Source organism: Anaerolinea thermolimosa (assembly GCF_001050195.2).
GTDB lineage: Bacteria > Chloroflexota > Anaerolineae > Anaerolineales > Anaerolineaceae > Anaerolinea > Anaerolinea thermolimosa.
This window is the reverse complement of the sequence record NZ_DF967965.1, coordinates 2,103,674-2,121,053: the sequence shown is the minus strand read 5'-3', so window position 1 is coordinate 2,121,053 and position 17,380 is coordinate 2,103,674. Positions and strand designations below refer to the sequence as shown.

The following is a 17,380-nucleotide window of genomic DNA, read 5'->3' as shown; positions in this document are numbered from 1 at the left end:
CCTCAGCCCGATGGGATAAGGGTTAGCGAGACGAAATGGAGCTGGAACGTACCACCAATTCGGATTGTAGCCAGATTTGTTCAGGCGTGGATGGTGATTCTGGAGTGGTGAGCAGGCGGTGAAGAAGCTGGACAGCCTGCCCCCCCAGCTCGATCAGGGGCTGGCGCAGGGTGGTGAGGGGCGGAGAGAAGTAGTCGGCTTCGGGGGTGTCATCGAAACCGACCACGGCCAGGTCATCAGGGACGCGCCTGCCGAGGCGTTGAGCGGTTTTGAGCACCCCAAGCGCCATGGGGTCGTTGAATGCAAACACGGCTTCGAGGGAAGGGTTGCGGGTGAGAAGTTCTTCCAGACCACGGCTCCCGCTTTCAGGGTACCAGTCACCGGCCACACACAGCTGCTCCAGCTCGTGAGCGGAGAGGAAACCGGCTTCTTGCATGGCACTTCGCCATCCGGCCTCTCTCTGCCGGGATTCCCACCACGTCGGTGGACCGGTGATGACGCCGATTTTTCGGTAACCCTGTTCCAGCAGGTGAAACACCGCTTTACGGGCAGCGTTGAAGTTGTCGATGGCGACAACGTTCAAATCGGGTCGGGGCTCCATATTAATGAAAACAATGGGAACGGGGATATTTCGAACTGTTTCCAGCAGGGCTGCGCGGTGTTCCCCAATTTCGGGCACTGCCCAGATGATGCCATCTACTTTACGCATGAGCAGGTTTGGCAGAAGAGATTCGCCGGTGGAGGTATCGGGGTCGCGCAGTAAACTGAGCAAAAGCGAGTAACCGAGCTGATTCGCCTGCCGTTCAATGCCGGTAAGGGTGCGAGAGGGGCCGTAATATCCGAGGCCGTACCCAACAACCCCTATGGTGTTGCTCCGTCCCTGAATAAGACTGCGGGCGATGATGTTAGGTGCATAACCCAGTTCGTGGATAATGCCGCGAATGCGCTGGCGTGTCTCATCTGAAACGTCTGGCCGGTCATTGAGGACGCGGGAGACGGTCTGAGCTGAAACGCCGGCCACCCGGGCCACATCCTTGATCGTCACACTCTTTTTGGGTTTCATCGAGCAGGCTCTGGTTGGTGAAATATCCGTTATCGTTCACGAAAGCTATGAATAGCATAGCACAAAAAATATGACGCGTCAATGAAACTTTTTCCGGGGTTCATCGTATACAAAGCATGGAGGTAAGTCATGGCTGATTCAAAGCAAGTTCCCTGGTATTTATGGCCGTTCTGGTTGATCTGGAAGCTGGTGGCAGGGATCATCCTGTTTACAGGCCGAATTGTGGGGGCCATTGTAGGCCTGGTTTTGATGATTGCGGGGGTTATTGTAAGCCTGACCATCGTTGGCCTGATTGTGGGTATCCCGTTAATCATCTTCGGGTTTTTACTCGTCCTTCGCAGTCTGTTTTGAGACTGAACCTTGAGTGAACTTGTTTTCTCTCCCATAGACTCACTCAGAACTCTACCCGGAGTTTTGTTCTCCGGGTAGGGCGGTTTACAGGTCGGGCGGGGCGATCTGAAATTCCTGACGAGACTGATGGATCTCTCCTTCCTCAGGGTAAGAAAGGCTGGCAACCAGAGTGTAGGCGCCCCCTACTTCGGAGGTTCGAAGGTGCATGGTAAAAGCCATGTCAAAATCCACGCTCTCAACGATGCATGTGCTGGAGACCTCATTTCCCAGGGCATCGATGATGACGGCATCCAGGTTGGGGCGCTTTTGAAAAGGAGTAACCGAGACCAGTACCCTGACACGCCGTCCATCGGCAAGAGGTTCTACCTGTAATTGGGTAATTCGTACCCCGGCAGGCGGCAGGGCGTCATCAGGTATGGAGAGGGGATTGAAATGGCGCATATTCTTTTCTCCAGAGAGGTTACCCAATCCGCCGGGCTTCCAGGTAAAAGCGCTTTTCGTGGGCTTCGCCCATCGAGAAAGTTTTTCTTGGAAGTGCCCCATCGAGGATCACGGTTTTGAATAAATCAGTTTTCGCCATGGCCGGGAGATAAAACCCCAGATTTCCGGGTTGTCTTCCGAGGTCGAAGACCACCTCGTCTCCGTGTACATAATCGATACGTTCAGCACCACCATCTCTGAGAAAGGTATCCAGAAAAGTCTGCAGACTTCCGACAGGCAGATTGGTCAACGGAGGTAGATCGAGAACGCTTATCCCACTGGCGCTTACCAGGCCTATTCGTTGCTTTTCAGGCGAGCCGGTTTTCACAGCAGCGATCATATCGCTGGGGGTTGCCATGGGCTGTGTGGCAATAGGTTCTCCGAAGAAACGTTCCATGGCTGAGAAAATCGAATCCCGAACGCCAAAGAGAACCCGGTGGATGGGTTCAAATGCCAGGCCGGGATCGTGGATATTCTCAATTTCGACCAGCGCATATCGGGCCGGGTGGTGCATGCCGACCTTGTCTTTTATTTTCTCCCAGATGGCCCTGGCAGTGGCAAGGGAATGGTTGCCATCGCCAACAGCAAAAAGGAGGACAGGCAGATTGGATTTCAGTCCGTATCGAGCGTTGAAAGCCTGAGGATCTGCCAGTTTCCGCAGAGCGGTCACAATTTCTGTTTCAACTTCTGGCGAGGTCAATGAAAAACCACGCACGGTGCCACTTCCGAGCATAAGTTCCGTCTCATAAAGTAAAGGAAGACGGTCTTTACGGGCCACGAGAGGTTCGATCACAGTACGGGCTGGATCATCGATCAAGACCAGAATGTGGGGCAATTCCAAGGAGGCTCCTTCGCGAATGCGGATCCGCGGGGGGAGACGTTCGATGATGGTGCCTTCGGTGGCGCGAATCAAGGTCTGAGCGCCTTTATGAAAGTCGTATTGCTCCAAATCCAGCGCTACCATGACGCCATGGCGAGTTTTTCCGTCTACGACGCGCTCCACCAGGATCATTCCCTCATGCGGAACGAGAAGGTTTTGGTCGAGATAGGCCCGCATGGTAGCCTGAATGGCGGCCACCCTTTCTGGCTCATCCGGACTCCCCAGGTAAACCTCTGGCAGAATGAGATGGAAAGTGGAGGGAGCGTTTCCAACAAAGGCTCGTACCTGATCCCAGTAATCTGGCTGAGAGGTAAACTGGTCACAAGCGATGACCGCCCATTTTTTCAGGTCAATATCTTTCCGGGGGATGAGAATCTCGTCCACCTGAAGTGCAATATCCGAATAGGTGCGCATAAACCTCCTGTTCTTGTTGATTAAAACATTATCGGGCCGGATTGACCAGCCCGAAAGGGTCATCACTTGCCAGAAGAAAAGATTACATCCCTGCAGTAAAGGTAAGCCCTACACAACCTGGCCCAGTGTGCGCACCAATTACCGGGCTTACGGGGACGATCGTGGTTTCACGAATGTCGTTTACGTTAAAGATGGATTTCACCCGTTCCATCAGGCGCTGCGCCTCTTCTTCGGCATTGGCATGTAACACGGCAATGCGCAAGGGTTTTCGCCCGGCAACGGCTTCAGCATAAATCTCCACCAGACGGTCAAGTGCTTTATTCCAGGTTCGCACCCGGTCGAGTGCCTCAATGCGTCCATCACGTAATTCGAGGATGGGTTTGAGGTTTAAGGCTGTACCTACGAAGGCCTGAGCGCCTCCGATACGCCCACCCCGATGCAGGAATTCGAGAGTTCTGACCAGGAAAAACACCCGGCTGTTGGCAAGAGCTTTTTCAGCAATGGTTTTACACTCGGCGAGAGTAGCGCCCTGTTCTGCGGCACGAGCGGCTTCCAGAACGGCAAAACCCATCCCCATGGAGGTGGAAAGCGAGTCGATCACTTCAATGGCAGCGTCAGGAAACGCCTGACGTGCCTGAGTGGCCGAATCGATAGTGCCGGACAGTTTTGAGGAAATATGAATGCTCAGAATGTCATTCCCTTTGTGGAGAAGGTCTTCGTATACCACCCGGAAAGCCGCCGGTGAAGGCTGAGAAGTGGTCGGCATCGTTTTCGAATGGGGCAGACGGGTATAAAACGCTTCGGGGGTAATGTCAATGCCATCCCGATAGGTTTCATCGCCCCAGATGAGTTGAAGGGGGACAAAGTGGATGTGAAGTCGTTCCATTAATTCGCGGGGTAGATAGGCCGTGCTATCAGTCACAACGGCAACTCTGGACATGCATTCCTCCTGAGCCAGGCGATTGAAATTTGAAAAATGTGGATAATCCGGGTTAAATCCATGCGTTAAAACCCATTTTTCCTGAAAAAGTTACGATAAAACTACCAGGGTGAGTGAGGAATTTACAGTTTCATATCAGAGGGAGCCAGAAGGATTGACCTCTGGCGGGGAGGTGATATAAAGGAAGTAATTATGAAAGGGGGGCGGGTTTAATTTTTCTTGACGCCCCGATGATCGGGATATATAATCCCATTTCTGTGTGGTGAGGATTAATGCGAGATTAATCTATGAATATCGAAGATCACAATGGCACTACCGTTTTACACCGGCCTAACCGCGAAGAACCTCCGCGCAATCTCTGGACTCTTCTGATTGGCAGGCCATTAGCTACGGCAGATGCTCCTCATCAAACGATTGGAAAATTGATCGGGCTGGCGGTTTTTGCCTCGGATGCGCTTTCTTCGACAGCCTATGCCACGCAGGAAATTCTTGCTATCCTCATTGTCATCGGCCCGGCGGCCTACGGGCTGGTTTTCCCGATCTCCCTTGTAATTGTAGGCCTGTTAGCCATTGTAACCCTGTCTTATGAGCAGACCATCCATGCCTACCCGAACGGTGGTGGGGCTTATATTGTCTCTCGAGATAACCTTGGTCTTCTGCCGGCAAAGATCGCAGCCGCGGCCATTTTAACGGACTATATTCTTACGGTAGCCGTATCGATTTCCTCCGGTGTGGCACAGATCATTTCAGCTTACCCGCAGTTTTATCCTTACCGGGTTTTTCTGGCGGTTGGGCTGGTGTTCTTTATTATGATGGTTAACCTTCGGGGGGTGAGAGAGTCGGGTGTGGTGTTTGCCATTCCGACGTATTTCTTTGTGGTGATGATGTTCATCACTATTATTGTGGGGTTGGTGCGCTACTTTACCGGGAACCTGGGAATGGTGGTTGATCCCCCGGCTTTGGAGCTGCTCTATGCCCCGCAGGCGCTGACGCTCTTCCTGCTGTTGCGTGCCTTCTCCAATGGAACCACAGCCCTTACTGGTATTGAGGCCATCTCTGATGGAATTCCCGCTTTTAAGGAACCGCGAAGCCGAAACGCCGGGATAACACTGATCTGGATGTCGTCCATCCTTGGGTCTATGGTCCTGTCTGTCTCTTTCCTGGCGGGACATATTCAGGCAGTGCCTTCTGAAGTAGAGACTGTTATTTCTCAGATCGCTCGAACCGTCTTTGATGGACGCGGCGTGCTCTACCTGATGGTCATTTCGGCGACAACAATCATTCTCATTATGGCGGCGAACACTTCGTTTGCTGATTTTCCCCGGTTGAGTGCTATTACTGCGGCAGATGGATTGTTACCCCGTCAGTTGACTTATCGGGGGAGCCGGCTGGTCTTTTCCAGAGGGATTGCTGTACTTGCTTTACTGGCTTCCCTCCTCATTGTCGTGTTCCAGGCGAGTGTTACCCGGTTGATTCCGCTTTATGCCATTGGGGTTTTTATCTCCTTCACACTTTCTCAATCCGGCATGGCGCGGCGCTGGTGGAAAATCGGGCACTTAAAGGAAAAAGAGGAACTCAAGGAGCGCGGTTCAGTGCTCCGCTACCAGCCCGGGTGGCAGGTGAAGATGGTTTTAAATGGCCTGGGTGCTCTGATGACCTTCTTTGTAATGATCATTTTTGCGGTAACCAAGTTCACCGACGGGGCCTGGGTGGTGTTAATCATCATTCCACTGGTGGTGATCCTTTTCACGGTGATTCAGAGCCATTATCAGAGTGTAGCGGCCAAGCTTTCGCTGGAGCATTATGGCAGTCCGGTGCCGCGTGTACCCCGTAACCGGGTGTTGCTGCCGATTGGCGGGGTGCATCGGGGGAGCCTGGCAGCTCTGCGTTACGCACGTACACTGACCGATGATATTACTGCAGTGCATGTTTCGATCAATCCAGAAGAAACCGAACGCATTCGAAAAAAATGGGAGCAATGGGGCGATGGCGTGCGACTGGTCATCATTGAATCGTCGTACCGCCGGTTTATGGAGCCGCTTTTGGATTACATTGAAGATATTTATCGGAGGCGGCAACCCAACGAGGTGATCACCATTATTGTTCCTCAATTTGTTTCAAAGAAGCGCTGGACGAATCTGTTGCACACCAAAACTGCAGAAGCGTTACAGCATGAATTGATGTATTATCCTGACATTGTGGTTACTAACGTTCCCTATCTGGTTGATTGAAGGGAACAGGAAAGGATCTATGAAAGCTATCGTAGTTGGATGTGGTCGACTTGGAGCTGAGCTGGCTTACCGGCTGTTTCAGGCTGGTCATGAAGTCTCCGTCGTGGATATTGATGAAAAAGCCTTTGCCACCCTGCCGTCAGACTTTCACGGGAAGTTTAATGAAGGGGATGCTTTAAACCGGGATGTTCTCCGTCGAGCAGGGATTGAAAACGCCGAATCGCTGGCGGCGGTGACCAATTCGGATGTTCTCAACGGGGTGGTTGGACATGTGGCTTTAACCGTGTATCATGTCCCGAATGTGGTGGTGCGTAACTATGACCCGCGCTACCGCCCAATTTTGGAAGCCTATGGTCTTCAGATGGTCAGTGCAGCCAGCTGGGGAGCCCAGCGGATGGAAGAGATGATGTACCATGCAGATATACGGGCTGTCTTCTCGGCAGGGAATGGTGAAGTAGAGGTTTACGAAGTAGCTATCCCTGAAAATTGCGCCGGGAAAAAACTGGGAGAAATTGTAAATGAAGAAGAATGTGCCCCGGTGGCCGTGACGCGGGCCGGAAGAGCCATGCTTCCTGACCTGAAAATGGTACTGCAAGCAGGGGATATTCTGCATGTGAGCGCAACGCTTGAGGGGGCGGAATTGTTGCGTGCCCACATTCGCGGGATGCATGGGAAGGAGGCCTGATATGTTTGTTCTAATTTGCAGTGGTGGCCGAACCGGCGCTCAACTGGCCTCGCTCTTAATTGCCATGGATCACGATGTGCGTGTGGTAGAGAATCGCCCTGACGTTTTAAGCCGCATTCACCTTGAGTTGCCCACCGAGGTGATTGTCGAAGGGGATGTGATGGATCTGAAAGTACTGGAGCAGGCAGGTATTCGGGATGCTGATGTACTGGCGGCTACCACCACCTCCGATGAAAACAACCTGACCCTTTGCTATCTGGCGCGTACTCTTTATCACACCCGCAGGACGATTGCCCGAGTGAATAATCCGCGCAATGCCTGGCTGTTCGACTCGAAATTTTATGTAGATGTGGCTGTTAACCAGGCTGAAATTCTGGCTAGTTTAATTCAAGAGGAAATGTCTCTTGGCGATATGATTACCCTGGTCAAGTTACGCCGGGGGAATTACTCACTGGTAGAGGAAAAGATCCCGGCAGGTGCGCGGGCGGTGGGGAAGGCGATTAAAGATTTACCGCTGCCTGAACATGTGGTGATTGCTGCTATTATTCGCAAGGGTGAGGTGATGATCCCTCGTGGGGTGACTGCCATCGAAGAAGGGGATGAGATTCTTGCGGTGGCTGACCTCGAAGGAGCCCGCGAGCTGGCCGAGTTGTTCAGCGCCCCCGAATATTCATCCAGGCCATCTTCTGGTCAGAACGGCGAGAAGGGGTTGGGGCGGATCATTCGGCGGTAAGCGGTGAAATCATGGTATAATTGCCCCTCGCGGGTAGCCTTGTTGCCCTGTTACACAGTGAAAATCTCTGGCCTGGACGAAACGAAGGGTCTGACAACAGTTCTTTCCTGACGCTTCGTTTCGCTCGGCGCGGAGTGAATCGACTTTAGAGAATTAAGAAAGGAACGTGCATGTCGACGAAACGAACGTACCAACCCAAGATTCGCCGCCGCCTGCGAGTACATGGTTTTCGCTCTCGGATGGAAACCCGAGATGGGCGCGAGGTTCTCAAGCGCCGACGGCTCAAAGGGCGCCAGCGCCTGACCGTTTCAATGAATAATCACACCAAGCGCATCCGCTGGTAACCCGGCGCAGAGAATGACTCGCTAAAGATACGGATCACCAGGCATTCAGGGAACAGGTAAATGGGTGAATCGCAGGTATCGCCTGAAACGATCCACCGATTTCGAAAGGGTGCGGCGTACCGGCAGGTCTTTCCCGCACCCACTTGTTGTTATGCTGGTTGCTCCCAATCAATCGGAGGAAATACGGGTAGGCGTTGCGGCCGGGAGGTCAGTGGGCCCGGCGGTAGTGCGAAACCGTGCCAAACGATTGTTGCGGGCCGCCATGCAATCTTTTTTGCCTGACCTGAAGCCCGGATGGGATCTTCTTTTGCTGGCACGAAAGCCTCTACCCGAAGCCGGTTACTGGAAAGTGCGAGCTGTGCTGGAAATGTTACTGGAAAAGGCGCACCTTTTGATGCGTTCTACGAATGAATCACGATTACGCGAATGAGCCTCGCCTGCGCGATTTGCCCCTTACGGTGTGGAATTTACCACGCCTGGTTTTGCTTGCCCTGATTCGAACCTATCAGGCGGTGGTTTCTCCGACACTGCCACCCGATACATGCCGGTTCTATCCGAGCTGTTCGCATTACGGTTATCAGGCCATTTATAAACACGGGGCGGTTAAAGGCGCGTGGCTGGCGGTAAAGCGCGTTATCCGTTGTAACCCTTTCAACCCGGGTGGATACGACCCTGTGCCTTGATGGCCGGGAGAAATCCAGACCGGTTTTTGTATTGTAGACGGAGACATCGGTTGCATACTTTCTCTTCTCCAAAATCTATCTGGAAAGTGATCTTTCTGCTTGCGCTGGCGTCACTGATGCTGGCTGCCTGCAGCGGAGTGGCGGTGAACAACTGGCCCGGTTTAAGCCACGCCGGAAATGCAGTCTATTATGCTCAGCTTCAGTTGATCAAAATCGACGCCACCAACGGCACGCAGATCTGGCGTTATCCGGAGAAGCCAGATGCGAAAAATTCATTCATTGCGGCGCCAGCAGTGAATGGCAGGCAAGTGATCGCCGGTAATATGAACAATGAGGTCATTGCCATCGACGATGAGAGCGGCCAAGAACTCTGGGCCTTCCGCGATGAGCAGGGAAAAGGCCGTTTCATTGCTTCTCCGCTGGTGGTAAACGATACCGTTTTGATCCCTTCTACGGATCGTTATCTGTATAGCCTGGATGCCAATACAGGGCAGCTTCTCTGGCGCTTCAAGGCGCGCGATGCGTTATGGGCCGGTGTTGCCAGCGATGGAAAATGGGTTTATTTGCCCGGTACAGATCATTACCTTTATGTCATCGATTTGGCTTCCGGAAAGCTGGCCTGGGAAATGGACCTGGGTGGATCGATGTTACATGCACCGGTGCTCGCACCTGATGGGATGCTTTACCTATCAACGATTGTTCAAGAGATGATCGCGGTAGATGCGGCACAACAAAAGGTGGTCTGGCGCGAAACCATCGAAGGGAAAGTGTGGAACCCGCCGCTGCTGGATGATGGACGCCTCGTATTTGGCACCGATAAGAACAAAGTGTATGCCCTGGATGCTCAGAGCGGAGCAACGCTTTGGACGGTGAGTACGACCGGGTCGATCATTGCGTCGCCGGTCAAACTGGGCGATGGTTACCTGCTTGGTGCTGAGAATGGTGAAGTGTTCATCGTAACCCGAGAAGGCGCGCGTGGGTGGACACGCACTTTAAAGGGAAAAATTTATTCCAGCCTTTCGCTTTCCGAAAATCTGGCCGCTGTGGGTGGTATGGAACTTGAACACCTGCTGGTCACCTTTGATGCCCAGGGGAAGCAAGACTGGACATACAATCCACCCGGGAATTAGTGAGCGTGAATTATGTGGGATACTATCATCATTACCCCTTTCACCAACGTTTTGCTTTTTATCTATACCTTGATGGGGCAAAACTTTGGGGTCGCGATTATTCTGTTTACCTTGCTTGTGCGCCTGATTACCCATCCTTTAATGGTCTCACAGATCAAAGGTGGGCAGGCCATGCAGGAGTTGCAGAATCACCCGCGATATAAAGAAATTCAGGAAAAGTACAAGAATGATCGTGAGAAACTGGCGCAGGAACAGGCGGCATTGCTTAAGGAATTGGGCATCAACCCCTTTGGTTCGTGTTTGCCACTTCTGATCCAGTTTCCGATCATTATTGGGTTGTACCAGAGCCTGTATAAGGCTATGCCGCATACTCCCTATGACATGCTGGTTTTAACGCGGCATCTGTATCCATTCCTGGATATTTCGCGTATTCTGCCAATCAATAACCAGTTTCTCTGGATGGATTTGAGCCAGCCGGAACGCCTGGTTCTCCCCTTCCTTCCTTTTGGAATTCCGGTGATGGCGATCATTGTGATGGCTACTACGTATATTCAATCCAAATTACTGACTCCGCCATCAACGAATCCCAAAGACCAGACGGCGATGATGTCGAATATGATGAACCTGTATATGCCTTTTCTCATGGGATATATGGGGTTGACCCTGGCATCGGGGCTTTCATTGTATTTCATCGTGTCGAACCTGTTCAGCATTGGCCAGTATGCACTGCTGGGTAAGGCGAATTGGAGAAATTTGCTACCCAAACCTAAAGCTGTGGAAGAACCGGAAGTAAAAAAAACAGGTAAACCTGTTCGAGGTAAGAAATGAGCGCTGAGAAAACCACACTGGAAGTAATTGCCCCAACGGTTGAAGAAGCGATTCAAAAAGGGCTGAACGAGCTGAATCTTTCGGAAGAGGCCGTGGATGTTGAGGTGCTGGACCCGGGAACCCGGGGGTTGTTTGGTCTGGGAAGCCGTCAGGCGCGGGTTCGCTTAACGGTGCGGAGCGAGCCTGAGAAGGTTATGGAATCATCTTTACGGCAGACCAGTGCCCTCTTTGAGGAAGAACAGGTCGCCCTGGATGCGAGAGATGGTATTCCTCAGGAAGACATCCTTTCTACCGCCCGCCAGACGGTGATGGAATTGCTGGAAAAGATGAAAATCAAAGCCCAGGTGACCGCCACGATCAAGCCTGCGGAAGAGAAAGACGATGAAGACACGGTACTGGTCAACATTGAGGGTGATGATTTAAGCATTTTGATTGGTCGCCGGGCTGAGACTTTGAGCGCTTTACAGTATATTACCAGCCTGATTGTGGGAAAACGTCTCAACCGCTGGATCCCTCTGATGATCGATGTTCAGGGTTACCGGGCTCGCCGTGAACGTCAGTTGCGTGTGCTGGCCAGGCGCATGGCTGAGCAGGCTATTCATACCGGGCGGCGACAGGTGCTTGAACCGATGCCCGCCAATGAGCGCCGGGTTATCCATCTCGAATTGCGTGATCATCCTCAGGTGGCAACGGAGAGCATTGGTGAAGATCCTAACCGAAAAGTAACGATCTTCTTGAAAAAATAATCCTGTAACATGGCGCGTTGAAAATCATTAAGGATGTTCGGACATGATGTTCGAACATCCTTAACTTATGGGCATCTTTTTCCTTCAGGTATGGGAGGGTTCAGAAAAAATTAAACTTCTACCTTTGGGTATAATGGGTTGGTATTTCCGCTTTTGTGACTACTGGGAAGAATCCTCTTGAGAAGACTTCTGGTGGTCATAAGCATGATTCTTCTGGAGGGGTCTTTTTGTTTCTGCGCGTTGACCTGGAATGGGCCCATCTGAGTCCTGGGGGGCGTTTAGGCGATTCCTTACCCGATTACGGTTTCCAGCCGTTATTTCTGGAACACCCGGCTTTCCAGGGACTGGTGATCATGGTTAATTTGGATCGTTCTGGTGGGCCATTCAGGAAAATGTAAAGGCTCTGATTCTCAGAAAGGACGGATGATGATGCGTGCAGTAGACGTCATTATAAAGAAAAGGGATAAACTGGCGCTCTCTCGTGAAGAAATAGACTTCTTTGTGCAGGGTTTCACCCGGGGTGAAATTCCAGATTATCAGGTAGCTGCCTGGGCGATGGCCGTTTTACTCAACGGAATGAGCGATCAGGAAACCACCGATCTTACCCTTTCAATGGCTTATTCCGGGGAGGTGCTTGACCTGAGCGGAACCGTGGATATCGTGGTCGATAAACATTCCACTGGGGGGGTGGGTGATAAAACTACCCTGGTCGTAGAACCCGCCGTGGCGGCATGTGGATTGAAGGTGGGGAAGATGTCGGGGCGAGGGCTGGGTTTCAGCGGGGGCACGCTCGATAAAATGGAATCGATCCCCGGTTATCGCACTGATCTGAGTACCGCTGAATTTATGAGCCAGTTAAAAAGCATCGGCCTGGTGCTTACCGGTCAGAGCGCTGATCTGGCACCTGCGGATGGTAAACTATACGCTTTACGGGATGTTACCGGCACAGTACCCTCAAAACCCCTGATCGCCTCTTCGATTATGAGCAAGAAAATTGCCGGTGGGGCCCAGGTGATTGTGCTGGACGTTAAGGTGGGCTCGGGTGCTTTTATGGAGACGCTCCAGGATGCCCGTGAGCTGGCGCGCTTGATGGTAGCCATTGGCCGTCTGAGTGAGCGGAAGGTGATTGCTTTGCTTTCGGATATGAATCAACCCCTTGGGGAGGCAGTAGGGAACGCACTGGAAGTACGGGAAGCCGTTGAAACCCTCCATGGGGGTGGCCCGGCAGACTTTCGGGAACATTGTCTGGTGGTGGGAAGCCACCTGCTGGTGGCCGGGCGAAAGGCAAAGGATCTTAACCAGGCGCGTGTGATGCTTGAAAAAGCCCTTGCTGAGGGGCAGGCCTGGGAGAAATTCCGCCAGCTGGTGATTGCTCAGGGAGGAGATGTAAGTTTCGTGGATGACGTAGAAAAGTTACCACGCGCACCGGTAATCCAGACACTTCCTGCGGATCGATCGGGTTGGCTGTCTCAGGTGAATGCCCGGACGATTGGAGAGGTCTCGGTGACCCTGGGTGCAGGACGTGAAAAGAAAGGGGATCCCATTGATCATTCGGTAGGGATCATGGTGCACAGGAAAGTGGGTGAGTATGTGGAACAGGGAGAACCGCTATTTACCATCCATGCTCGTTCAGTGGAAGAGGCTGAAGCAGCTGCAGAGAGGCTTTCTGGGGCGCTGCAATGGTCGAAAACCCCGGTTGCCCCTCTTCCACTTTTTTATGGAGTGATGGAATAGTGAGCGGGTTGATTCGCCGGGTTTCCCGAATGCGATACGAATGGGTGCTACTTTTACTGGCTGTCTTGCTCCAGGGGCACATCCCATTCAGCCAGCCAGATGTTCTCTTGAACTGGTATTCCACCGATGATGCCTTTTATTATTACAAAGTAGCCCAGAATATTACTGAGGGAAGGGGAATCACTTTTGACGGTATTAACCAGACGAATGGCTTTCATCCATTATGGATGCTGATTTGTATTCCAATATTTGCCCTGGCGCGTTATGACCTGATTTTGCCCTTGCGGTTGTTAGTGGTGGTCTTGATAGCCTTGAATACTGGAACAGGGTTGCTTCTGTACCGCTGGCTTGGGAGGTGGATAGATCGTCCGATTGCGGGCCTGGCAGCGGCGTTCTGGGTGTTCTGGCCGGCTATTCATGGCGTGACGACGCAAAAAGGACTGGAAGCCGGGATCAATGCTTTCTTTGTGGTGCTTCTTCTGGTGGTTGCAACCAGCGATACTGCTAATGATGGCGTTGACGGTTCTCTGAAGGTTGGGTTAATCGCGGCACTGGCTCTCTTTAGCCGACTTGACAATGTGTTCGTGGTTTTCTGTGTGGGAATATGGTACACCCTTTACAAACAACGGCTGGGTATCCCGGCCCTTAGTTTGATTCTGGTGGGGGCTATTTCGATTTTCTCAAGTTTTTACCTGCGCCTCGGCTTTGGACGGCATATCGCACCTTTCCTTGGATCCATATACGGGATGCTGGTGATAGGCCTGGGGGTAAAATTGGTAACCTTTTTCTGGATGGGAGTGGTTCAGGGTGCGGGCGGTTTGAGGAAGAGCCAGATATGGATGCGCTTTTCAGGGGCTGTGGTCTTATCTTCCCTGTTGACCGGTGGAATCATGGTTTTTCTTAATCTGGTCGGGGTGGTTCCGACTTTCCCACGGTTGGTGATCGTGTATGATCTGGGGATAACTCTGGTTCTGGGAGGATGGGTATACGCTGGCTTGTTGTATTCAGGCGCGATATCGGGACTTTCTCAGCCGCCCCAGGATTTGTTAAAAACTTCTGTTAACCAATGGTTGCGAAGGGGGTTGGGTTATTTTTTGCCTCTTTCAATCCTGCTTGGGGGATATATGATCTGGAATTGGGCGGCCTTTGGCACCCCCATGCCGGTTAGTGGCCAGGTTAAGCACTGGTGGGGTAGTGTTCCCGATACAGTTTATGGGCAACCGGCGGATTCCTTTTTGCGTTTACTGGGAATATCGAGCAACCCCAATGTGGGGAGTTGGTGGCTGGCTCTCTCACCATTTTCAGGATTCGTGAAGAGGTTGATACCGGGTATCTCTTCCATGCCCGAAGCTGTGGATGGGATCGCCTTTTTGATCCTTCTCGGAGTGGCCGGGCTGTTGTTTTGGGCTGGCCGTTCCCGATTGCTCCGTCGGCTTGGGGACTCAGGGTGGCTGGTACTTTTCAGTGGAAGTTTATTACAAACGCTCTATTATGGTGGCACGCTTTATGCCAACACACGCACCTGGTATTGGGTAAATCATTCCCTGGCGATTGTCGCTCTGGGAGGTTTTGGACTGGACGTGGTTTTCCGATTTATGGAAGAGAAGATAGGAAATCTCTTCAGGACAATCAGAATCGGGTTGCTCTCGGCGGCGGGGCTGACGGTGGTGATGATCTTTGTATTTCAAGTGGGCAGTGTGTATTATCCTCGTACAGCGGAGGGAGAAGGTTCGATGTATCGTCTGGAAGCTCAGAAATTGATGGCCTTAACGGAACCGGGAGCAAAGATTGGTATGACGGGTGGGGGTGCAGTGGCGTACTTCCTTCAGGGGCGCACGGTGGTTAACCTGGATGGATTGATTAACAGTTACGAGTATTTTCAGAGCATGAAAGCGGAAACTGCACGAGCCTTTATTGACCGGATGGGTTTAGATTATGTGTACAGCAACGCATATATTGTTACCTCAAGTTATCCATATTACAAAAGCCTGAAGGATAGGCTGGTGTATGTTGGGGCAGTCTTTGATACAGCGCTCTTTCGCTATGTTCAGGATCAGAGCAGCCCGTAAAAAGTATCTTTTAAGAGAGGGGTTCGGTGATGTAAAAGAGCAGGTGATCGGCGTTTATGGCAGGAATACGAGCCTCCAATGCTGGCTGGTGGAAATTACCTGCCCGTCAGGAGGAAGGGCCGATTCAGAGGTTTCCCTGGGAAGCAGTATGTAGTGCACATTGTGATCACGAAGCCAGCTGACATCGAGCCTGGACGGGGAATTATCGATAGGAAGAAGGTGGCGATGAAAATGCGGATCATAAAATGGATATTCCCACAGGCCTCCAGGCAATGCCAGTGAAGCATTTTCCGGGACAGATTGCTCTACGAGCCGGGCGGGTTCGCGAAGGTTAAAGTTCTGAAGAGTGAGTTTGTCGGCCCGATCTAAAACCCAGATAGCCTTCTGGCCGATGAGCGGTTTAGAAGTGTTGTTGAGCGCAAAATTAAAGACCATATACGCCGAAAGGGCAACCACAACCATAATGGGGATGTGGAAGCCGTTCTGCCGGGGGTAAACATATCCCAGAAAAGGGGTCAGGAAAAGAAGCGCCAGAATGAAATTCCGGCCCAGATAGGTATCCCAACCAGGGCGGACGAGTATTTCAAGCAGGGTAAAAGAAAGGCTCAGCATCCATAAACCGGCAGGTAAAGGATTCTTTGAATGAAAGGATCGGATTACCCCATAGATGGCTGAGGGGATAATAAGGAAGGGGGCAAAAATACCAAACCAGGTCTCATCTTCCTGAAGGGGTGGGCGTCGAAAAAACTGAAACGGAATGATCGTTTTAGGGTTGGTAGCAATGGGAGATTCGAGAGGCAGGTTCAGTCTCTGGTAAATGAAACTGGCCAGGTGGGCTTTACCGCGAAAGAGGTAGCCTTCGATCAAGGGCGGCAGGCCACTGGTATCGATAAACTGATACCCTAACCGGTTGAGGTTGATCCAGAGTGATTGCAGGACGGGAGTATTATCCTGTGGGCCGGCCTCGGTTTGTATGAACGCAGGATCTCCGAACGGATGAGAGTAGGTCATCAGGTTTTGAATGTAGATCGGCGCAGCAAAGAAAAGGCAAAACAAACTGGCGGTCGCCACCCAGTTTCTCAAGAGGATGTGAATGGGGGGTTTTACTTTCGAGAGTAAAAGGAAGAACATTCCGGCCAGTCCTGGAAGGAGGAAAAAGACCGTCTGTTTGGCGCCAAGAGCGAGGGCGATACCGAGTAAGGAGAGAATTCGGCTGGGATGATCGGTGGGATTGTGAAGAGCAATGACCATAAAGTAAACCCCGCTGGCTACAAAGGCGGCCGGAACAAGATCGTTCTGGGTAGTGGTTGATTGAAAGAACACCTGCGGGAAGGTGGCCCACATGAGCGCGGCGAAGACCGCCTGAGGTTTCGAGAAGTTCAACTGGCGTGCCAGGCCGTAGATGCATATTACCGTGACCCAGGCGGCTGAAAATTGCACAAACCCCACGAACTGATCGGACGACGAAAATAGAACCGTCCAGAAAAAGAGGCTCTGGACGTTAAATGGGTAGAAAACCTGGAGCGAAATGTGCGTATCGAATGGCAAATAAGTGCCAGTTTGCAACCATTTCACGACTCGTGCCATGTGCAGGTATAAACTGTCATTATTATTCGGGGGTACTACCAGGATAAGGTAGGCATTGATGGCGTAAGTCAGGTCAAGTGCAAGGGCGAGTAACCAGAGGATGGGATGCCGCCGCAGAGTTGAGCCAAGGTTCCCCCAGTTGAGATGCCTGAGATCATCCGTAAATGGTTCCAATAAAGGTGGTCGATTCTCTTTCCACCAAAGAAGGATGGTTATGGCCAGGAAAAGGGTCTGGACACCCAGGAAAGCTGTCGGGTTGTTGAGCTGGTGAAATAACCCGAGCAGTTCAAATGAAAGAACCACATTTGCACAGGCGATCAGATATACCGCCAGCAGGAACCCTACCCGAGTGCGGATAACCAGGATGGAAGCGGTAAACAGAGAAAATAATGTAAGGGTAAGGGCGGCGGGTAGTATCAGCATAGTTATCGCGGGCGGTAGAGTGGCGCAATATTATAACACGGGCACGTTGACGCCTTCTT

Annotated in this window: 17 protein-coding genes; 12 read left to right on the top strand and 5 right to left on the bottom strand. The window is 51.9% G+C overall.

Annotation, left to right across the window (positions count from 1 at the left end; translation table 11 throughout):
- Positions 1 to 22: 22 nt before the first annotated feature.
- Positions 23 to 1,063, bottom strand: coding sequence for a LacI family DNA-binding transcriptional regulator (locus ATHL_RS09615; RefSeq protein ID WP_062192765.1), 1,041 nt, complete (start codon positions 1,061 to 1,063; stop codon positions 23 to 25).
- A 129-nt stretch (positions 1,064 to 1,192) separates the two neighbouring features.
- Here ATHL_RS09615 and ATHL_RS09610 point away from each other — a divergent pair, with 129 nt between their 5' ends.
- The gene (locus ATHL_RS09610) at positions 1,193 to 1,414 is read left to right on the top strand and encodes a hypothetical protein (protein WP_062192762.1); all 222 of its coding nucleotides are present in this window, start codon (positions 1,193 to 1,195) and stop codon (positions 1,412 to 1,414) included.
- A gap of 84 nt (positions 1,415 to 1,498) precedes the next feature.
- On the opposite strand, the gene ATHL_RS09605 is transcribed toward ATHL_RS09610, so the two are convergent.
- From ATHL_RS09605 to ATHL_RS09595, 3 genes are all read right to left on the bottom strand, one after another.
- Entirely contained in the window at positions 1,499 to 1,855 is a 357-nt protein-coding gene (locus ATHL_RS09605; protein WP_062192760.1) for a hypothetical protein, read from the bottom strand.
- A 19-nt stretch (positions 1,856 to 1,874) separates the two neighbouring features.
- The gene (locus tag ATHL_RS09600; RefSeq protein WP_062192757.1) at positions 1,875 to 3,188 is read right to left on the bottom strand and encodes a DUF1015 domain-containing protein; all 1,314 of its coding nucleotides are present in this window, start codon (positions 3,186 to 3,188) and stop codon (positions 1,875 to 1,877) included.
- Between the two features lie 82 nt (positions 3,189 to 3,270).
- The gene (locus ATHL_RS09595) at positions 3,271 to 4,128 is read right to left on the bottom strand and encodes a DegV family protein (protein WP_062192755.1); all 858 of its coding nucleotides are present in this window, start codon (positions 4,126 to 4,128) and stop codon (positions 3,271 to 3,273) included.
- A gap of 287 nt (positions 4,129 to 4,415) precedes the next feature.
- On the opposite strand from ATHL_RS09595, the gene ATHL_RS09590 reads away from it, so the two are divergent.
- The 11 genes from ATHL_RS09590 to ATHL_RS09540 all read left to right on the top strand — a co-directional run bounded on the left by ATHL_RS09590 (position 4,416) and on the right by ATHL_RS09540 (position 15,311).
- A complete protein-coding gene (locus ATHL_RS09590) occupies positions 4,416 to 6,359 on the top strand; it encodes an APC family permease (protein ID WP_062192752.1) in 1,944 nt (647 codons plus the stop codon).
- Between the two features lie 19 nt (positions 6,360 to 6,378).
- On the top strand, positions 6,379 to 7,044 hold the full coding sequence (locus tag ATHL_RS09585; RefSeq protein ID WP_062192749.1) for a potassium channel family protein: 666 nt from the start codon (positions 6,379 to 6,381) through the stop codon (positions 7,042 to 7,044).
- A gap of 1 nt (position 7,045) precedes the next feature.
- Positions 7,046 to 7,777: a potassium channel family protein gene (locus ATHL_RS09580; protein WP_062192746.1), complete on the top strand. Its 732-nt coding sequence runs from the start codon at positions 7,046 to 7,048 to the stop codon at positions 7,775 to 7,777.
- Positions 7,778 to 7,947: 170 nt separating this feature from the next.
- Positions 7,948 to 8,121 (top strand): 50S ribosomal protein L34, encoded by a 174-nt coding sequence (gene rpmH / locus ATHL_RS09575; protein WP_062192744.1) that lies wholly within the window; start codon positions 7,948 to 7,950, stop codon positions 8,119 to 8,121.
- A 64-nt stretch (positions 8,122 to 8,185) separates the two neighbouring features.
- The gene (gene rnpA, locus ATHL_RS09570; protein WP_062192741.1) at positions 8,186 to 8,551 is read left to right on the top strand and encodes a ribonuclease P protein component; all 366 of its coding nucleotides are present in this window, start codon (positions 8,186 to 8,188) and stop codon (positions 8,549 to 8,551) included.
- A gap of 46 nt (positions 8,552 to 8,597) precedes the next feature.
- Complete coding sequence (gene yidD / locus ATHL_RS09565; RefSeq protein WP_420807574.1) at positions 8,598 to 8,804, top strand: membrane protein insertion efficiency factor YidD; 207 nt, start codon at positions 8,598 to 8,600, stop codon at positions 8,802 to 8,804.
- A gap of 50 nt (positions 8,805 to 8,854) precedes the next feature.
- Positions 8,855 to 9,934, top strand: coding sequence for an outer membrane protein assembly factor BamB family protein (locus tag ATHL_RS09560; RefSeq protein WP_062192739.1), 1,080 nt, complete (start codon positions 8,855 to 8,857; stop codon positions 9,932 to 9,934).
- A gap of 12 nt (positions 9,935 to 9,946) precedes the next feature.
- Positions 9,947 to 10,762 carry a YidC/Oxa1 family membrane protein insertase gene (locus ATHL_RS09555; RefSeq protein WP_062192736.1) on the top strand — a complete coding sequence of 272 codons (816 nt, stop codon included), beginning with the start codon at positions 9,947 to 9,949 and terminating at the stop codon, positions 10,760 to 10,762.
- The gene (gene jag / locus ATHL_RS09550; RefSeq protein ID WP_062192733.1) at positions 10,759 to 11,508 is read left to right on the top strand and encodes an RNA-binding cell elongation regulator Jag/EloR; all 750 of its coding nucleotides are present in this window, start codon (positions 10,759 to 10,761) and stop codon (positions 11,506 to 11,508) included. Before ATHL_RS09555 ends, jag begins: the two co-directional genes overlap by 4 nt.
- Before the next feature lie 429 nt (positions 11,509 to 11,937).
- Positions 11,938 to 13,242, top strand: a complete 1,305-nt coding sequence (locus tag ATHL_RS09545) for a thymidine phosphorylase (protein ID WP_062193017.1) — start codon at positions 11,938 to 11,940, stop codon at positions 13,240 to 13,242.
- Positions 13,188 to 15,311, top strand: a complete 2,124-nt coding sequence (locus ATHL_RS09540; protein WP_162787663.1) for a hypothetical protein — start codon at positions 13,188 to 13,190, stop codon at positions 15,309 to 15,311. The genes ATHL_RS09545 and ATHL_RS09540 overlap by 55 nt, the downstream gene beginning before the upstream one ends.
- Positions 15,312 to 15,365: 54 nt before the next feature.
- On the opposite strand, the gene ATHL_RS09535 is transcribed toward ATHL_RS09540, so the two are convergent.
- Positions 15,366 to 17,321: an ArnT family glycosyltransferase gene (locus ATHL_RS09535; RefSeq protein WP_062192728.1), complete on the bottom strand. Its 1,956-nt coding sequence runs from the start codon at positions 17,319 to 17,321 to the stop codon at positions 15,366 to 15,368.
- Between the last annotated feature and the right edge of the window lie 59 nt (positions 17,322 to 17,380).

Coding starts and splice junctions, on each gene's coding strand:
- ATHL_RS09615 (WP_062192765.1), bottom strand. CDS start 1,063: ATGAAACCCAAAAAGAGTGTGACGATCAAGGATGTGGCCCGGGTGGCC.
- ATHL_RS09610 (WP_062192762.1), top strand. CDS start 1,193: ATGGCTGATTCAAAGCAAGTTCCCTGGTATTTATGGCCGTTCTGGTTG.
- ATHL_RS09605 (WP_062192760.1), bottom strand. CDS start 1,855: ATGCGCCATTTCAATCCCCTCTCCATACCTGATGACGCCCTGCCGCCT.
- ATHL_RS09600 (WP_062192757.1), bottom strand. CDS start 3,188: ATGCGCACCTATTCGGATATTGCACTTCAGGTGGACGAGATTCTCATC.
- ATHL_RS09595 (WP_062192755.1), bottom strand. CDS start 4,128: ATGTCCAGAGTTGCCGTTGTGACTGATAGCACGGCCTATCTACCCCGC.
- ATHL_RS09590 (WP_062192752.1), top strand. CDS start 4,416: ATGAATATCGAAGATCACAATGGCACTACCGTTTTACACCGGCCTAAC.
- ATHL_RS09585 (WP_062192749.1), top strand. CDS start 6,379: ATGAAAGCTATCGTAGTTGGATGTGGTCGACTTGGAGCTGAGCTGGCT.
- ATHL_RS09580 (WP_062192746.1), top strand. CDS start 7,046: ATGTTTGTTCTAATTTGCAGTGGTGGCCGAACCGGCGCTCAACTGGCC.
- rpmH (WP_062192744.1), top strand. CDS start 7,948: ATGTCGACGAAACGAACGTACCAACCCAAGATTCGCCGCCGCCTGCGA.
- ATHL_RS09555 (WP_062192736.1), top strand. CDS start 9,947: ATGTGGGATACTATCATCATTACCCCTTTCACCAACGTTTTGCTTTTT.
- jag (WP_062192733.1), top strand. CDS start 10,759: ATGAGCGCTGAGAAAACCACACTGGAAGTAATTGCCCCAACGGTTGAA.
- ATHL_RS09545 (WP_062193017.1), top strand. CDS start 11,938: ATGCGTGCAGTAGACGTCATTATAAAGAAAAGGGATAAACTGGCGCTC.
- ATHL_RS09540 (WP_162787663.1), top strand. CDS start 13,188: ATGGTCGAAAACCCCGGTTGCCCCTCTTCCACTTTTTTATGGAGTGAT.
- ATHL_RS09535 (WP_062192728.1), bottom strand. CDS start 17,321: ATGCTGATACTACCCGCCGCCCTTACCCTTACATTATTTTCTCTGTTT.